Below are 17,354 nucleotides of genomic sequence, written 5' to 3' on the forward strand. Positions count from 1 at the left end.
TTCGCGGGCAAAAGAAAACCCCGCCGAGGCGGGGTTTTGCAGACTGTTTCCCTGACATCCATTTCACTCCGCCATCCTGGCAGAATCCTACGTGTCCGTGTTGTTGCTTTGCGCTTCCTGCGCGACGTCCATGTGAAGTAGATTATCCGTGGATCCAATTTGGCGATAGAGGACGATTAGCAGCACGTCATGTAAGAGAATGCTTACAAAGCCTCTACACCCTTAGAACAGGGCCTCATCCAGCAAAAACAACGATTCACTACCGGCTTTTACAGACGCACTCAACGAGTGAATACGCGGCAGCAGACGGGCAAAGTAGAAGCGCGCAGTGCCCAGTTTGCTGGCGTAGAAGTCTTCCTCGGCCTCTTTGCCCAGCGCCGCCTTGGCCATCATTGCCCACATATAGGCGTAGGCCATGTATCCGAATGCATGCAAATACTCCACCGAGGCCGCACCGATTTCATTCGGGTTGCTCTTGGCGCGATCCAGCACCCAGGCCGTCAATTCATCCAGGCTATCCACTGCGGCGTTGAGCGGCGTGGTGAACTCGGCCAGCTCCGCGCCTGCAGTGGCGGTGAACTGGCGGATCTCATCAGCGAACAAGGTGTAGAACGCACCGCCACTGCCGACGATCTTGCGTCCCATCAGGTCCAGGGCCTGAATGCCGTTGGTGCCTTCGTAGATCTGGGTGATGCGCACATCACGCACCAATTGCTCCTGGCCCCACTCACGGATGTAACCGTGGCCGCCAAAGACTTGTTGGCCGAGCACCGTGGTTTCCAGGCCCAGATCGCTCAGGAATGCCTTGGCCACCGGGGTCAGCAAGGCTACCAGGCTATCCGCGCGCTCGCGGGCGGCGGTATCTTCGCTGAACTTGGCGATATCCAGCTGCATCGCCACATATGTGGAGAATGCACGGCCGCCTTCGTTCGACGCCTTCATGGTCAGCAGCATGCGACGCACGTCGGGGTGGACGATGATCGGGTCGGCGATTTTATCCTTGGCCTGCGCGCCGGTCGGCGCACGGCTCTGCAGGCGGTCGCGCGCGTATTCAATCGCGTTCTGGTAGGACCGCTCACCGGACGCCAGGCCTTGGATACCCACGCCCAGGCGCTCGTAGTTCATCATGGTGAACATCGCCGCCAGACCACGGTTCGGCTCACCCACCAGGTAACCCACGGCTTGGTCAAAGTTCATCACGCAGGTCGCCGAGGCCTGAATCCCCATCTTGTGTTCGATGGAGCCACAGCTCACCGGGTTACGCGCGCCCAGGCTGCCGTCGGCATTGACCATGAACTTCGGCACCAGGAACAACGAGATGCCCTTGGGACCGGCCGGGGCATCCGGCAGTTTGGCCAGCACCAGGTGGATGATGTTCTCGGTGAGGTCGTGTTCACCGCCGGTGATGAAGATCTTGGTGCCGCTGATGGTGTAGGAACCGTCAGCCTGCGGCTCGGCCTTGGTGCGGATAATCCCCAGATCGGTGCCGGCATGGGCCTCGGTCAGGCACATGGAACCGGCCCACTTACCGGAGTACATATTCGGCAGGTAGGTTGCCTTGAGTGCTTCACTGGCGTGGGTGTTGATCGATACGCAGGCGCCGGAGGTCAGCATCGGGTACAGGCCGAAGGCCAGGCTCGACGAGTTGATCATCTCTTCAACCTGCGCCGAGACCGCCTTGGGCATGCCCATGCCGCCAAAGGCCGGATCACCGCCCACGCCCACCCAACCGCCTTCGGCGTAGGTGGTGTAGGCCTGTGGAAAACCGTCCGGGGTGCTGACAACGGTGTCTGCCCAGCGGCAGCCCTGTTCATCGCCGCTGCGGCTGAGCGGGGCGATGGATTTGGCGGTGACTTTGCCGGCTTCTTCGAGGATTGCCTCAACGGTTTCGACGTCGACCGTGTCTGCCAATGCCGGCAATTGGGCCCAAAGTGTGGCGACCTCAAACACTTCGTTGAGGACGAAGCGCATATCACGCAGCGGCGCTTTGTAATCAGCCATGGCAAACCTCGTGAGAACGTAAAAAGTGATTCGATAGGGTCGGTTTTACAGGCGCCGAGTGTACCCGAACAACTTTTCAGACACATAGGGTCCACTTGTGACCGATTGGTATTTTTAGGTCATCACAAGCCAAATGCCTCCGAGGGCAGACTCATCAGGCACTCGCTGCCCGCCTCCACGGCGGCCCGATGGGTGGCGGTGCGTGGCAATAAGCGCTTGAAGTAAAAGTCGCAGGTGGCCAGCTTGGCCTTGGCAAACTCGGCATCATCATGCGTCTGCGCCGCGATCGCCATGCGCAGCCACAGATAGGCGAGGATGATGTAGCCGCTGTACATCAAGTAGTCCACCGCAGCAGCGCCCACTTCGTCAGGGTTTTTCATCGCGGCCAGCCCGACCTTGGTTGTCAGCTCACCCCATTGCTGGTTCAGTTGATCGAGTTGCGCCACATACGCCTTGAGCTGCGCATGCTCGGCATTCGCCTCGCAGAACTTATGCACAATCCGCGTAAAACCGCGCAGCAGCTTGCCCTGGCTGCCCAGCACCTTGCGCCCCAGCAAGTCGAGCGCCTGAATGCCGTTGGTGCCTTCGTAGATCGGCGCAATCCGGCAATCGCGCACCAACTGCTCCATGCCCCACTCGCGAATAAAACCATGGCCGCCGAACACCTGCATGCCGTGGTTGGTCACCTCCAGCCCGGTGTCGGTCATAAAGGCTTTGCAGATCGGCGTAAGGAACGCCAGCAGGTCTTCGGCTTCCTGGCGCTGGCCGGCGTCGCGGCTCAAGTGCGCGGTGTCGAGCAGTTGCGCGGTGAAATAGGTCAGCGCCCGGTTGCCTTCGTTGAACGCCTTCATGGTCAGCAGCATGCGCCGCACGTCGGGGTGGACGATGATCGGGTCGGCGGCTTTTTCCGGGGCCTTGGCGCCGGTCAGCGCGCGCATTTGCAAGCGGTCGTTGGCGTATTTGACCGCGCCCTGAAAGCTCGCTTCGCCATTGCACAGCCCTTGCATCCCGGTGCCGAGGCGCGCGTGGTTCATCATGGTGAACATGCAGTTGAGGCCTTTGTTCGCCTCGCCGATCAAAAAGCCCTTGGCAGCGTCGAAGTTCAGCACGCAGGTGGCCGAGGCCTTGATCCCCATCTTGTGCTCGATGGAGCCGCAATGTACCGCGTTGCGCTCGCCCGAATCCGCATGGAACTTGGGCACGATAAACAGCGAGATGCCTTTGGTGCCGGCCGGGGCATCCGGCAGCTTGGCCAGCACCAGGTGGATGATGTTGGCGCTCAGGTCGTGCTCACCGGCGGAGATGAAGATCTTGCTGCCGCTGACCGCATAGCTGCCATCCGCCTGGGGCACGGCGCGGGTCTTGATCAGGCCCAGGTCGGTGCCGCAATGGGCTTCGGTCAGGCACATGGTGCCGGTCCATTCGCCGGCGGTGAGTTTGCTCAGGTAGGTGGCTTTCTGTTCGTCGGTGCCGTGGGCGTGGATCGCCGACATCGCGCCGTGCGTCAGCCCTGGGTACATGCCCCAGGACGTGTTGCTGGAGCCGATCATCTCGCTGAGCACCAGCCCGAGAGATTGCGGCAAGCCTTGGCCACCGTAGGCCGGGTCGGCCGCCACGCCGTGCCAGCCACCTTGCACATACTGGGCGAACGCTTCCTTGAAGCCCTTGGGCGTGGTCACCACACCTTTGTCGAAATGGCAGCCTTCTTCATCGCCGCTGCGGTTGAGTGGCGCGAGTACGTTCTCGCAAAATTTCGCACCTTCTTCGAGGATCGCGCTGACCATGTCCGGGCTGGCGTCTGTCGCGCCGAGGGCGGCGTAGTGAGCGTGGAAATCAAACACGTTGTCGATCAGAAAGCGCATGTCGCGCAGGGGAGCTTTGTACTCAGGCATGGCAATGTCTCCGGCAGCAGATGGTTTCAACCTACTGCCGGCCGCCGCCGCGAACAATTACTGTAGAGCCGCTGAATACAGCGCTATCACTCAACCGGCAGCACTCTGCGTGCGCACCGCGCCACGGCGGGTTTGCCCGGCCGCGACCACGCAGTTACGCCCGGCGCCCTTGGCGGCATACAGCGCCTGGTCGGCGGATTTGAGCACCTCTTCGGACGTGCGGTGCTCGGCCTGGCGCTCGGCCACGCCGATGCTGACGGTCACCGACACACTCGACGCACCGCTGCCCGCGCGCCGCTGGCGGCCTTGCAGGTCATCCTGCGGGCGGTCCGGGTTGCGCAGCTTGATGTCGTAGTTGGCGATGATCTCGCGGAGTTCTTCCAAGTGCGGCATGCACTCATCCAGGGTCTTGCCGGCAAACACCACGGCGAACTCTTCACCGCCATAACGGTAGGCGCGTCCGCCGCCATTGACCTTCGACAGCTTGCTGGCCACCAGGCGCAGCACTTGGTCCCCTACGTCGTGACCATGGGTGTCGTTAAAGCGTTTGAAGTGGTCGACGTCGCTCATCGCGAGCACATAGTTGCGTCCCAGCCGCTGCATGCGCTCGTTGAGCGCGCGCCGCCCAGGCAGGCCGGTCAGCTCGTCGCGAAACGCCATTTGATACGCCTCGTGAGCCACCGCGGCCGCAATCGTCAGCATCACCTGGCTGCACATGATGTTCAGGGTGAACGGCAGGATAAACGTCTGCGGCAACATCCAGAACAGCCCGATCAACCCCACCATCTGCGCCGCGTGCAACGGACGCGGTTGGTACCAGTACTGCGCCGCCAAGGTCAGAAAACCGATCAGGAACATCGGGTATGACAGCTGGATCAGGCTCATCCAGGTGCCATGCAGCGCCGGCCAGCGGATTTCCGCCAGCCAGTTCAGCAGCGCCTGGGGATAACTTTGCTCCAGGGCCAACGCCACGCTGCCGATCGCCAGCAGCACCGCACAGCGCGCGACAAAATCACGGAACAAGTGGGTTTTTTCCTGCCACAGCGCATAGATGCTGAACAGCAGCGGCAGCAACAGGCAACACAAGTGGAACACCACGGCGGCGTCTTCGCGCACGCGGCCGTTGTCGCGGTAGAAGTCGGTCTGGGTATCGAGCAGGAAGTAGGCGATATACACCGTGATCATCAGGAACAGTTCGCGCTGGCGACGATAGACCGCGCAATACGAACCGCCGAGCAACAGCACCAGGGTCGGCAACACGTTGAACAGCGAGGTAAAGAAGACGTTGAGATCTTTGACATACGCAGCCGAGAGCCCGGCCAGTAACAGCAGCAGTGAAGGTAGGAAATGACTGAAACGTAAAGCGGACGCGCGTGACAAGGGTAAAACTCCGACCCGCCAGAAATAATGGCACTGTGCCACAGTTCAGACAGTTAAACATACCCTGCCAGGCTTGTATCACATTGCCATCACTGTAACGGCAGACCATCGCAATCCCTGAGCGCTGCGCTGTGTTTTTTATCGCGCAAAAAAAACCGCCGCCCCGAGAAGGAGCGACGGTTTTTCAAGTGGGCTCGGTGAGGCTTAGTAAGCCAGGCCGAAGTCCTCTTCTTTCATGTCCATCAGGTTGTTGGCGCCCGACAGCATGGTGACCACGTGAGTACGGGTACGCGGCAGGATGCGCTGGAAGTAGAAGCGCGCGGTCTGCAGCTTGGCGGTGTAGAACGCCGCTTCGCTGGTGCCGGCTGCCAGTTTCTCGGCCGCCAGGCGCGCCATGTCGGCCCAGAAGTAAGCCAGGCAGGCATAACCGGAGTACATCAGGTAGTCCACCGAAGCGGCACCGACTTCTTCACGGTCTTTCATCGCCGCCATGCCGACCTTCATGGTCAACTCGCCCCACTCTTTGTTCAGCGCAGCCAGCGGCGTCACGAACTCTTGGACCGCTTCGTTGCCTTCGTTGGCCTGGCAGAACTTGTGCACGATCTTGGTGAAGCCCTTGAGCGCTTCGCCTTGGGTCATCAGCACTTTACGGCCGAGCAGGTCCAGCGCCTGGATGCCGGTGGTGCCTTCGTACAGCATCGAAATGCGGCTGTCGCGCACGTTCTGCTCCATGCCCCACTCGGCGATGAAGCCGTGACCGCCGTAGATCTGCACGCCGTGGTTGGCGGATTCAAAACCGACTTCGGTCATGAACGCCTTGGCGATCGGGGTCATGAATGCCAGCAGGCCATCGGCCTGTTTCTTGGCTTCGTCGTCGGTGCCGTACTTGACGATGTCCACTTGCTTGGCGGTGAAGTACACCATCGCACGGTTACCTTCAGCGAAGGCTTTCATGGTCAGCAGCATGCGGCGCACGTCGGGGTGGACGATGATCGGGTCGGCGGCCTTGTCCGGCGCTTTCGGGCCAGTCAGGGAACGCATTTGCAGGCGGTCACGCGCATATTTCAGGCCGCCCTGGAAGCCGATTTCAGCGTGGGCCAGGCCTTGCAGCGCGGTGCCCAGGCGAGCGGTGTTCATAAAGGTGAACATGCAGTTCAGGCCTTTGTTCGCCGGGCCGATCAGAAAACCGGTGGCCGCGTCGAAGTTCATCACGCAGGTGGCGTTACCGTGGATGCCCATCTTGTGTTCCAGGGAACCACAGGTCACCGCGTTGCGCGCACCGATCGAGCCATCGGCGTTCGGCAGGAATTTAGGCACGATAAACAGCGAGATACCTTTGGTGCCGGCCGGTGCGTCCGGCAGGCGGGCCAATACGATGTGGACGATGTTATCGGCCATGTCGTGTTCGCCGGCCGAGATGAAGATCTTGGTGCCGGAGACTTTATAGGTACCGTCGGCCTGAGGTTCGGCCTTGGTGCGCAGCATGCCCAGGTCGGTGCCGCAGTGTGGCTCGGTCAGGCACATGGTGCCGGTCCATTCGCCCGACACCAGTTTGGTCAGGTAGGCCTCTTGCTGCTCGGGGGTGCCGTGCTCGGAGATGGTGTTCATCGCACCATGGGACAGGCCTGGGTACATACCCCACGACCAGTTGGCTTCGCCGACCATTTCGCTGACTGCCAGGCCCAGGGATTCCGGCAGGCCTTGGCCACCGTGCTCCACGTCGTGGGCCAGGCTCGGCCAGCCACCTTCGACGAACTGCTTGTAGGCTTCTTTGAAACCAGTAGGGGTCTTAACGCCTGACTCGCTCCAGGTACACCCTTCGATGTCACCCACACGGTTCAACGGTGCCAGTACTTGCTCACAGAACTTGGCGCCTTCTTCGAGAATGGCGTCAACCATGTCCGGAGTAGCGTCCTGGCAAGCCGGCAGGCTCTGATAGTGCGCTTCATAGCCGAGCAGTTCGTCACGAACGAAGCGAATATCACGCAAGGGGGCCTTGTAGTCAGGCATAGCGATAAACCTCTGCTGATGTATCTGGGATGAACAACCGCGTGGGATTTGTTGTTGCGGTCAAACAGGTGTTTGAAACATACGTTTACGACCTGGGGATGTCAAGCGTCGTCCCGCTGCCGTTTGTCATGACACGGCTCAACAGCGCGCACGACAATGCCTGCGGCGAGGTGCCACAAGGGTTATCGGAAAAAAGAGGCGATGTAGGCGCTCGCGGTGTACCGGGTACACCGCATTGCCATAGGGGGGTCAGGCGAAGGTGTCGATCAACGTGCCGAGCATTTCATCGGAAGCCTTGGCGACTTTCGCGCCCAGCTCCACCTGAAATTTACCTTGGGCCATTTCGACCATATTGCTCGCCGAGTTGGTCGGCTGGGCGCGGTCATTGGCCTGCAGAAGGTCGCTCTGGGCGGCCGACGGCTGGGTAGTGGCGGCACTGGCAATCCTGCCGGCGGCCTGGTCGACGCGGCTCTGCCCGGCTTGAATCGTACTCAAGCCTGAATAAAACGCGCTGCTGCCAGAGATTTCCATGGCGTGGACCTGCTGAGAGAATCGTGAAGTTGAATTGAAGCAGACATTCTGGCAAAAGGCCCGTCAAAAACACTAATGGCACAATGCCTTGTCGATAGCCAAAATCAGTCAAGCAGGTCCAAGTGCAGGTACTCGGCCACCGCTTTGCTGCCGGCGTGCTTGAGTTTGGGCACCCGGCCCAGGCACGGCGCGGGCAAGCGTTCGGCCAGGGTGGCGAGGTTTTCTTCCAGACGAGAGGTATTCGGGTCGATGATATTCGCCACCCAACCGGCCAGCGGCAGGCCGTCGCGGGCGATGGCTTCGGCCGTGAGCAGCGCATGGCTGATGCAACCCAGGCGCACACCCACCACCAGGATCACCGGCAATTGCAGCGCCATGGCCAGGTCGGACAGGTTGTCCTGATCGGCCAACGGCACACGCCAGCCGCCCGCGCCTTCGATCAGGGTGAAATCGGCTTTTCGGTCGAGGATCTGCTGCATCGGTTTGAGCAGCGATTGCACCGTCAGCGCAACGCCCGCCTCGCGCGCAGCCAGGTGCGGCGCGATGGCCGGCTCGAACGCCACCGGGTTGACCTCGGCGTAGCTCAACGGCAACGAACACTCGGCCAGCAGCGCCAGCGCATCGGCGTTGCGCAAGCCTTTGGCGGTGACCTGGCAGCCCGAGGCAACCGGCTTGCCGGCGGCGGTGCTTTTGCCGGCCAGGCGCGCGGCATGCAGCAGGCCGGCGGCGATGGTGGTCTTGCCGACATCGGTATCGGTGCCGGTGATGAAATAAGCCGCGCTCATAGCGGTTTCTCCAGCACGGCGTACACCACTTGGTAGGTGGCCGGCAGGCCCTGGGCCTGACGGAACTGCTCGTAGGCGTCGATCAATGCAACAACCCGCGCACGGCCGGTCAACCCGCCCGGCCGCCCCGGGTTGAGATTGTGCGCACCGAGCGCCTTCAATTCATGGGTCAGGCTGCGCACATCCGGGTAATGCAACACATGGGCGCGCCGCTCCAGGCTCAGCACCTGGAAGCCGCTGGCCGCGCACAGCTGTTGATAGGCCTCGAAGGTGCGGAAGCGGTTGACGTGGACCAGCCCATCCGCCGCCCGCCAGCTTTCGCGCAACTCGTCCAATGTGCCCACGCACAAGCTGGCGAAGGCCAGCACGCCGCCCGGTTGCAGCACGCGATAGGCTTCGCTGAGCACCGCCGCGAAATCCGCGCACCATTGCACCGCCAGGCTGGAGAAGATCAGCCCGCAACTGGCCGCCTGCAACGGCAGGCGCTCGGCATCACCGGCGATGAAATGCTGCGCGCCGCCCAACGGCCGCGCATGGTTGAGCATGCCTTGGGCAATATCCAGCGCCACACCTTGGCCGGCAGGCAGCCGATCGCCCAGCACGCGGCTGAAATAACCGGTGCCACAGCCCATGTCCAACCAGCGTTGCGCGGTGCAGGCCGCCGGCAGACGGGCCAGCAGTTCATGCCCCACCGCCCGCTGCAACTCGGCCACGCTGTCGTAACTGGCGGCGGCACGGGAAAACGATGCCGCCACCTGGCGCTTGTCCGGCAACCCGCCCGGCAGGCAGGCATGGGCTAAATCAGTCATCAACGCACTCGTGCAAAAAAGCCTGGATGGCCCCCGCTACACCGTGGGGGTCCTCCAGGAGAAAAGCGTGACCGGCCTGTTCAATCAGACCGATTTCGACATCCGGAAGCAGGCTCAGCAGGTCGCTGGCGGCTTCGGCGGGCACCAACTCATCCAGGCCCGCGAACAGATGCAATTGCGGGCCGCGATAGGCCACCAAGGCGTCGCGGGTGTCCAGTTGAGCCAGCAGCTCAAGGCCGCTCATCAACACGTTCGACGGCGTATTCGGCGCCCCACTGACCAGCAAACGCGCCAGCCCGCGCGGGTCTGCGGCGCCTTTGGCACACAACAGGCCGAAACGCTTGAGGGTGACCTGGGAGTCGGCATGGCAACCGGTAAGGAACGCATCGAAGGTTTCGCCAGGCATCGCGTTCGGCCAGCCATCATGGGCGACGAAACACGGGTTGCTCGCCAGGGTCAGCAACCCACAACAACGCTCGCCGCGCCGTGCGGCCAGCTCGGAAGCGAGCATGCCGCCCAGAGACCAGCCGCCGAGCCAAGCGTTGTCCGGCAGCGTCGCGTCGAGTTCGTCGAGCCATTCGCCCAGGTCGCTGGAGCCCAACGCTGGCAACGGCTCGATCTGTACGCGCAGGTGTTCGTTCAGGCCATGCAGTGCGGCGGCCAAGGGCTCCAGCGGCGAAACGCCAAGGCCCCAGCCGGGCAGCAATATCAGTCGATCACGCATGGTCGGGCTCCGTGGCACCTGACAAGCGGAAACACTCTTCCAATGCGTTCAACAATAGCTGCACCTGCGCCGCGCTGTGGGCCGCCGTCAGCGTCACGCGCAAACGGGCGCTGCCGGCGGGCACGGTGGGCGGGCGGATCGCCGTGACCATCAAGCCGCGCTCGCGCAACATCCGCGACAACGCCATGGCCTTGGCACTCTCGCCGATGAGGATCGGCTGAATCGGCGTAAAGCTGTCCATCAGCCTCAGGCCGATCTGCTCGGCGCCCTGGCGGAACTGGCGGATCAGGCTGTTGAGGTGCTCGCGTCGCCAATGCTCGGTGCGTAGCAGCTCCAGGCTTTTCAGGGTGGCGCAGGCCAGGGCCGGGGGTTGGCTGGTGGTATAGATGTAGGGCCGGGCGAACTGGATCAGGCTTTCGATCAACTCCTCACTGCCCGCGACAAAAGCGCCGGCAGTGCCGAACGCTTTGCCCAGGGTGCCGACCAGCACCGGCACGTCTTCCTGGCTCAAGCCAAAATGCTCGACGATGCCGCCGCCGTTCGCGCCCAGCGGGCCGAAGCCATGGGCGTCGTCCACCATCAACCAGGCGCCTTTGGCCCGCGTTTCACGGGCCAGCGCCGGCAAGTCGGCCAGGTTGCCGTCCATGCTGAACACGCCATCGGTGACCACCAGGGTATTGCCGGTGGCTTTCTCCAGGCGCTTGGCCAGGCTGGCGGCGTCGTTGTGCAGGTAGCGATTGAAGCGCGCCCCGGACAACAGGCCGGCATCCAGCAATGAGGCATGGTTGAGACGGTCTTCCAGCACCGTATCGCCCTGCCCCACCAACGCCGTGACCGCGCCGAGGTTGGCCATGTAGCCGGTGGTAAACAGCAACGCGCGCGGGCGCCCGGTAAGGTCGGCCAGGGCTTCTTCCAGTTCATGGTGCGGCGTGGCATGCCCGACCACCAAGTGCGAAGCGCCACCGCCCACGCCCCAACGGGACGCACCGGCACGCCAGGCCTCGATCACCTGCGGGTGATTGGCCAGGCCCAGGTAATCGTTATTGCAGAACGCCAGTAACGGTTGACCGTCCACCACCACTTCCGGGCCTTGCGGGCTGTCCAGCAGTGGGCGGTGGCGGTAAAGGTGTTCGGCACGACGGGCAGCGAGACGCGCGGCGAGATCGAAAGACATGCAGGCCTCGGATTGGCAGGTTCAACTCGGTCAGAAAATGTGCGAGGGAGCTTGCTCCCGATGGCGGCGTATCAGTATGAAATGCATTAACTGACCCACCGCTATCGGGAGCAAGCTCCCTCCCACATTTGGATCGCATTTGGATCAAACTGCGGCGTTGTAGAACTGCTCGCTGCTTTTCTGCTCAACCAACGCTTGCTCGATCGCCGCCTGGTGCACTTCATCGGCGTGCTCTTCACGCGCTTCCGGCAGGATGCCCAGGCGCGAGAACAGTTGCATGTCCTTGTCGGCCTGCGGGTTGGCGGTGGTCAGCAGTTTGTCGCCGTAGAAGATCGAGTTGGCGCCGGCAAAGAACGCCAGGGCCTGCATTTGCTCGTTCATCGCCTCACGGCCGGCCGACAGGCGCACATGCGATTGCGGCATCAGGATGCGCGCCACCGCCAGCATGCGGATGAAGTCGAACGGGTCGATGTCCTCGGCGTTTTCCAGCGGCGTCCCGGCCACCTTCACCAGCATGTTGATCGGCACCGACTCCGGATGCTCCGGCAGGTTGGCCAGTTGGATCAGCAGGTTGGCGCGGTCGTCGAGGGATTCGCCCATGCCGAGAATGCCGCCGGAGCAGATCTTCATCCCCGAATCACGCACGTAGGCCAGGGTTTGCAGACGCTCGGCATAGGTGCGGGTAGTGATGATCGAACCGTAGAATTCCGGCGACGTATCGAGGTTGTGGTTGTAGTAGTCGAGGCCGGCCTGGGCCAGGGCTTCGGTCTGGTCCTGGTCGAGACGGCCGAGGGTCATGCAGGTTTCCAGGCCCATGGCCTTCACGCCTTCGACCATCTGCAGCACATAGGGCATGTCTTTGGCCGACGGATGTTTCCACGCCGCGCCCATGCAGAAGCGGGTCGAACCGATGGCCTTGGCACGGGCCGCCTCTTCGAGGACCTTCTGCACTTCCATCAGCTTTTCTTTTTCCAGGCCGGTGTTGTAGTGGCCCGACTGCGGACAATATTTGCAATCTTCCGGGCAGGCGCCGGTTTTGATCGACAGCAGCGTCGACACCTGCACACGGTTCGCATCGAAATGCGCGCGGTGCACGGTCTGCGCCTGGAACAACAGGTCATTGAACGGCTGCACGAACAGTGCTTTGACTTCAGCTAAAGACCAATCGTGACGCAGGGTGGCAGTGGTGCGGGCGCTCATGGGCGATTCCTTGATTATGCTTTGGCAAGCCCTGCGGGAAGGGCAATACCCACAGACGCGACACGGATGCTCGGCATATTTAAGGAAGATTCATGCACTGTCAACCTGGATACAAACACCAAGTTTACATATGGTTAAAAAACATACAGACCTGTTTAATCTGCGACGAAGCCACTGAGTCGGCCGATTGTGTGTGCAACGTCTGCGAAACCGAGCTGCCCTGGCTGATGGAACAGTGTGAGGTCTGCGCCCTGCCCTTGCCGATGGACGGCCTGATCTGCGGCCAGTGCCAGAAACACCCGCCGGCCTTTAAACAGGTCATCGCCGCCTGGACCTACAGCTTCCCCATCGACACGCTGATCAGCCGGTTCAAGCATCAGGCGCGCTGGCCCCTCGGGCATCTGCTGGGCTGCTTGCTGGGACGCCACCTGCAACACCGCTTCGACAATGCCGAACTGCCGCGCCCCGACTGCCTGTTGCCGGTGCCCATGGCGCGCAAACGCCTGCGCGAGCGCGGCTATAACCAGGCGCTGATGCTGGCGCGCTGGCTCAGCGCCGAGCTGCACATTGCCTACGATGAACACCTGTTGTTACGCCCGCATGAAACCGTCGCGCAGCAGGCGCTCGACGCCAAGACCCGCCAACGCAACCTGCGCGGCGCCTTCGCCCTGGCGCGCGACATACCGGTACACGACCGCCACTTTGCGCTGGTCGACGACGTGCTCACCACCGGCGCGACCGCCCACAGCCTGGCACGCCTGTTGATGGACGCCGGGGCGCGACAGGTTGACGTGTACTGCCTGGCCCGCACGCCCAAACCGGGCGCCTGACTTGACTCCGCCCGGCCTTGCCCGCAACGTTCCGTTCATCTCATCGAAGCGTAGTCCCATGTCTCTGCCGACCTCCCTCAGCCAACACATCATCCGCCGCCCCCAGCGCATCGCCTTGCTGGCGCATATCGCCGAGCAGGGTTCGATCACCCGCGCGGCGAAGAGCGCCGGCTTGAGCTACAAGGCTGCCTGGGACGCCATCGACGAACTGAACAACCTCGCGCAAAACCCGCTGGTGGAACGCAGCGTTGGCGGCAAGGGCGGCGGCGGCGCCAAGCTGACGGCCGAAGGTGAGCGCGTGCTGCGCCTCTATCAGCGCCTGCAAGTGTTACAGGCCGAAGTGCTCGGCTCGGACGAAGCCGCCAGCGACTTCAACCTGCTGGGCCGCTTGATGCTGCGCACCAGTGCGCGCAACCAACTGCATGGCCAGGTCGTCGCCATCGAGCGCCACGGCCGCAATGATCTGATCCGCCTGCAACTGGCCGGCGGCCTGGCGCTGGACGCGCAGATCACCCACGACAGCACGCAACGGCTGGAGCTGGAAGCCGGCGTTGAAGTGGTCGCCCTGATCAAGGCCGGCTGGCTGGAAGTGTGCGCCAGCGAGCACCCCGAAACACCCGGACACAATTGCCTGATCGGCAGCGTCGACGCCATTCTCGACGCCGAGGACGGCCCCAGCGAAGTGCGGATCGCCCTGCCCAACGGCCAGGTGCTTTGCGCCCTGGCCCAGCCCCACGCGCTCAAGACCCTGGGCGCCGCCGAAGGCCAGCCGATCCAGGTGCAATTCGCGCCGAGCAATGTGTTGCTCGGCACACCCGTCTAGGCGCTGGCCCGGCGGCGCGTGCCTTCAAACTGCAACAATTTCGTCACGCCCGCTCCTTAAGGTGTCTGCAAAAACCGCAGGGAGCCTGACATGAGCCTATTAGAAGAAAACCAAGCCACCGACCTCGAACAAATGGTCGGCCTCACCCGCCGCCGCTTTATCGGCGCTGGTGCCCTGTGCGGTGCCGCGATGTTCCTCGGCGGCAACCTGCTGACCCGCAGCGCCCTGGCCGTGAATGCCGCCAACGCCAGCCCGCTGCTGGGGTTCGCCAGCATCGCCGCCGCCACCAGCGACAGCATCACCCTGCCGCCCGGCTACAGCGCCTCGGTGCTGATCAGTTGGGGCCAGCCGCTGCACAAGAACGCCCCGGCGTTCGACCCCTCCGGCAACGGCACGGCCAAGGCCCAGGAGCAGCAGTTCGGCGACAACAACGACGGCATGAGCCTGTTCGCCTTCCCCGGTGACGACAACCGCGCGCTGATGGCGATCAACAACGAATACACCAACTACCGCTACCTCTTCGCCCACGGCGGCGCGCCGCAATCGGCCGAAGACGTGCGCAAGGCCCAGGCCAGCGAAGGCGTGTCGGTGATCGAAGTGCGCCGCCAGGGCGACACCTGGCAGTTCGTCCAGGACTCGCGCTACAACCGGCGCATCCACGGTAACTCGCCGATCCGCCTCAGCGGCCCGGCGGCCGGCCATGATTGGCTGAAAACCAGCGCCGACAAATCCGGCAAGAAAGCCCTCGGCACCTTCCAGAACTGCGCCAACGGCAAGACGCCGTGGGGCACTTATCTGACGTGCGAAGAGAACTTCACCGACTGTTTCGGCAGCAGCAACCCACAGCAAGCCTTCGACGCCGGGCAAAAGCGCTACGGCGTGGTCGCGGCCAGCAAAGACATCAACTGGCACCTACACGACCCGCGTTTCGATATGGCCAAGCACCCCAACGAGCTCAATCGCCATGGCTGGGTGGTGGAAATCGACCCGTTCGACCCACAGTCCACGCCCGCCAAACGCACCGCCCTCGGCCGCTTCAAGCATGAAAACGCCGCCCTAGCGGAAACCCGCGACGGCCGCGCCGTGGTGTACATGGGCGACGACGAGCGCGGCGAGTTCATCTACAAGTTCGTCAGCCGCGACCCGATCAATCACCAGAACCCCAAGGCCAACAAAGACCTGCTCGACCACGGCACGCTGTTTGTTGCGATCTTCGACGCGGGCGACGGCAACGCCGACCACCCCAAGGGCAAAGGCCAGTGGGTCGAGCTGACCCATGGCAAAAACGGCATCGACGCCAGCACAGGTTTTGCCGGCCAGGCCGAAGTGCTGATCCACGCACGCCAGGCCGCCAGTGTGGTGAAAGCCACGCGCATGGACCGCCCGGAATGGATCGTGGTCAGCCCCACCGACGGCCAGGTCTATTGCACCCTGACCAACAACGCCAAGCGTGGCGAAGACGGCCAGCCCGTCGGCGGCCCCAACCCACGCGAGAAAAACGTCTACGGCCAGATCCTGCGCTGGAAGGCCAATGCCGATGACCACGGCGCCGCCGATTTCACCTGGGATCTGTTTGTGGTCGCCGGCAATCCCGGCGTGCATGCCGGTACGCCGAAGGGCGGCTCGTCCAACATCAACCCGCAGAACATGTTCAACAGCCCCGACGGCCTGGGTTTCGACAACGCCGGGCGCCTGTGGATCCTGACCGACGGCGACTACAGCAACAGCGGCGACTTCGCCGGCATGGGCAATAACCAGATGCTCTGCGCCGACCCGAGCACCGGAGAAATCCGTCGCTTCATGGTCGGGCCGGTGGCGTGCGAGGTGACCGGGATCAGCTTCTCGCCGGATCAGAAGACCTTGTTCGTGGGGATTCAGCATCCAGGGGAAACCGGTGGTTCGACCTGGCCGGAGCATCTGCCCAATGGCAAGCCGCGGTCGTCGGTGATGGCGATTCGGCGGGATGATGGTGGGATTGTCGGGGCCTGATAGACCGTCATCGGGGGCAAGCCCCCTCCCACAGTTGAAGGTATTCACAAATCAAAATGTGGGAGGGGGCTTGCTCCCGATAGCAATGGCACAGCCGCCCCCTATCTCAAGCCCGGTGCGTTACCATACCCGGTCGGACGCGGCGCCCTGCTGCGCGCAGGAGTTTGCATGGCCCATCCGTTTGAAACACTCACCCCCGATCTGGTGCTCGATGCTGTCGAAAGTATCGGCTTCCTCAGCGATGCGCGCGTATTGGCGCTCAACAGCTACGAAAACCGTGTGTATCAGGTGGGCATCGAAGACTCAGAACCGCTGATCGCCAAGTTCTACCGGCCACAGCGCTGGACCAACGAGGCGATCCTCGAAGAACACAGCTTTACCTTCGAGCTGGCCGAGTGCGATGTGCCGGTGGTCGCGCCGATGATCCATAACGGCGCCAGCCTGTTCGAACACGCCGGGTTCCGCTTCGCCCTGTTTCCGCGCCGTGGCGGCCGGGCGCCGGAGCCGGGCAATCTGGACCAGCTCTATCGCCTTGGCCAGTTACTCGGGCGCTTGCACGCGGTCGGCGCGACCCGTCCGTTCGAACACCGCGAAGCCCTGGGTGTGAAGAACTTCGGTCACGATTCCCTGGCCACCCTGCTCGAAGGCAACTTCATTCCCAAAAGCCTGCTGCCGGCCTACGAGTCCGTGGCCCGCGACCTGCTCAAGCGCGTGGAAGAGGTGTACAAGGCCACGCCGCACAAGAACATCCGCATGCACGGCGATTGCCACCCCGGCAACATGATGTGCCGCGATGAGATGTTCCACATCGTCGACCTCGATGACTGCCGCATGGGCCCCGCCGTGCAGGACCTGTGGATGATGCTTGCCGGCGACCGTCAGGAATGCCTGGGCCAGTTGTCGGAGTTGATGGACGGCTACCAGGAATTCCACGATTTCGACCCGCGTGAACTGGCGCTGATCGAACCGCTGCGCGCCTTGCGCCTGATGCACTACAGCGCCTGGCTGGCACGGCGCTGGGATGACCCGGCGTTCCCGCACAGCTTTCCGTGGTTCGGCAGCGAGCGGTATTGGGGTGATCAGGTGCTGGCGTTGCGCGAACAGTTGTCGGCGCTCAACGAAGAACCGCTGAAACTGTTCTGACGGCTGTGCTTCCTGTGGGAGGGGGCTTGCTCCCGATAACGGTGTGTCAGTATCGGATGAGCC

14 protein-coding genes are annotated in these 17,354 nt (G+C 62.8%); 4 read left to right on the forward strand and 10 right to left on the reverse strand.

All coding sequences use genetic code 11. From position 1 onward, the window contains the following. Positions 1–222: 222 nt before the first annotated feature. The 10 genes from ACS5Q8_RS26680 to bioB form a co-directional block, all read right to left on the reverse strand. On the reverse strand, positions 223–2,001 hold the full coding sequence (locus tag ACS5Q8_RS26680) for an acyl-CoA dehydrogenase C-terminal domain-containing protein (RefSeq protein WP_465159621.1): 1,779 nt from the start codon (positions 1,999–2,001) through the stop codon (positions 223–225). Positions 2,002–2,123: 122 nt separating this feature from the next. Next, complete coding sequence (locus ACS5Q8_RS26685) at positions 2,124–3,893, reverse strand: acyl-CoA dehydrogenase C-terminal domain-containing protein (protein WP_465159622.1); 1,770 nt, start codon at positions 3,891–3,893, stop codon at positions 2,124–2,126. 90 nt (positions 3,894–3,983) lie between these two features. Continuing rightward, a complete protein-coding gene (locus tag ACS5Q8_RS26690; protein WP_276195172.1) occupies positions 3,984–5,273 on the reverse strand; it encodes a GGDEF domain-containing protein in 1,290 nt (429 codons plus the stop codon). Between the two features lie 204 nt (positions 5,274–5,477). Continuing rightward, positions 5,478–7,283: a phenylacyl-CoA dehydrogenase gene (locus tag ACS5Q8_RS26695; RefSeq protein ID WP_276195173.1), complete on the reverse strand. Its 1,806-nt coding sequence runs from the start codon at positions 7,281–7,283 to the stop codon at positions 5,478–5,480. A gap of 249 nt (positions 7,284–7,532) precedes the next feature. Continuing rightward, positions 7,533–7,814 carry a pyrroloquinoline quinone biosynthesis protein PqqE gene (locus tag ACS5Q8_RS26700; RefSeq protein WP_465159623.1) on the reverse strand — a complete coding sequence of 94 codons (282 nt, stop codon included), beginning with the start codon at positions 7,812–7,814 and terminating at the stop codon, positions 7,533–7,535. A 104-nt stretch (positions 7,815–7,918) separates the two neighbouring features. Continuing rightward, positions 7,919–8,599 (reverse strand): dethiobiotin synthase, encoded by a 681-nt coding sequence (gene bioD / locus ACS5Q8_RS26705; protein WP_276195175.1) that lies wholly within the window; start codon positions 8,597–8,599, stop codon positions 7,919–7,921. Next, on the reverse strand, positions 8,596–9,408 hold the full coding sequence (gene bioC / locus ACS5Q8_RS26710) for a malonyl-ACP O-methyltransferase BioC (protein WP_276195176.1): 813 nt from the start codon (positions 9,406–9,408) through the stop codon (positions 8,596–8,598). Before bioC ends, bioD begins: the two co-directional genes overlap by 4 nt. Then, positions 9,401–10,132 (reverse strand): alpha/beta fold hydrolase, encoded by a 732-nt coding sequence (locus tag ACS5Q8_RS26715; protein ID WP_276195177.1) that lies wholly within the window; start codon positions 10,130–10,132, stop codon positions 9,401–9,403. Before ACS5Q8_RS26715 ends, bioC begins: the two co-directional genes overlap by 8 nt. Continuing rightward, on the reverse strand, positions 10,125–11,306 hold the full coding sequence (gene bioF, locus ACS5Q8_RS26720) for an 8-amino-7-oxononanoate synthase (RefSeq protein WP_276195178.1): 1,182 nt from the start codon (positions 11,304–11,306) through the stop codon (positions 10,125–10,127). Before bioF ends, ACS5Q8_RS26715 begins: the two co-directional genes overlap by 8 nt. A gap of 144 nt (positions 11,307–11,450) precedes the next feature. Continuing rightward, a complete protein-coding gene (gene bioB / locus ACS5Q8_RS26725; protein WP_276195179.1) occupies positions 11,451–12,506 on the reverse strand; it encodes a biotin synthase BioB in 1,056 nt (351 codons plus the stop codon). 92 nt (positions 12,507–12,598) lie between these two features. Here bioB and ACS5Q8_RS26730 point away from each other — a divergent pair, with 92 nt between their 5' ends. The 4 genes from ACS5Q8_RS26730 to ACS5Q8_RS26745 all read left to right on the forward strand — a co-directional run bounded on the left by ACS5Q8_RS26730 (position 12,599) and on the right by ACS5Q8_RS26745 (position 17,291). Next, on the forward strand, positions 12,599–13,336 hold the full coding sequence (locus ACS5Q8_RS26730; RefSeq protein WP_465159624.1) for a ComFC family protein: 738 nt from the start codon (positions 12,599–12,601) through the stop codon (positions 13,334–13,336). A gap of 58 nt (positions 13,337–13,394) precedes the next feature. After that, the gene (locus tag ACS5Q8_RS26735; protein ID WP_276195181.1) at positions 13,395–14,159 is read left to right on the forward strand and encodes a TOBE domain-containing protein; all 765 of its coding nucleotides are present in this window, start codon (positions 13,395–13,397) and stop codon (positions 14,157–14,159) included. A gap of 90 nt (positions 14,160–14,249) precedes the next feature. Beyond that, the gene (locus ACS5Q8_RS26740) at positions 14,250–16,148 is read left to right on the forward strand and encodes a PhoX family protein (RefSeq protein ID WP_426102298.1); all 1,899 of its coding nucleotides are present in this window, start codon (positions 14,250–14,252) and stop codon (positions 16,146–16,148) included. Positions 16,149–16,316: 168 nt separating this feature from the next. Continuing rightward, a complete protein-coding gene (locus tag ACS5Q8_RS26745; RefSeq protein WP_276195183.1) occupies positions 16,317–17,291 on the forward strand; it encodes a serine/threonine protein kinase in 975 nt (324 codons plus the stop codon). The last annotated feature ends 63 nt before the right edge of the window (positions 17,292–17,354 follow it).

The sequence above is a fragment of the Pseudomonas sp. PAMC25584 genome (genome assembly GCF_058135675.1).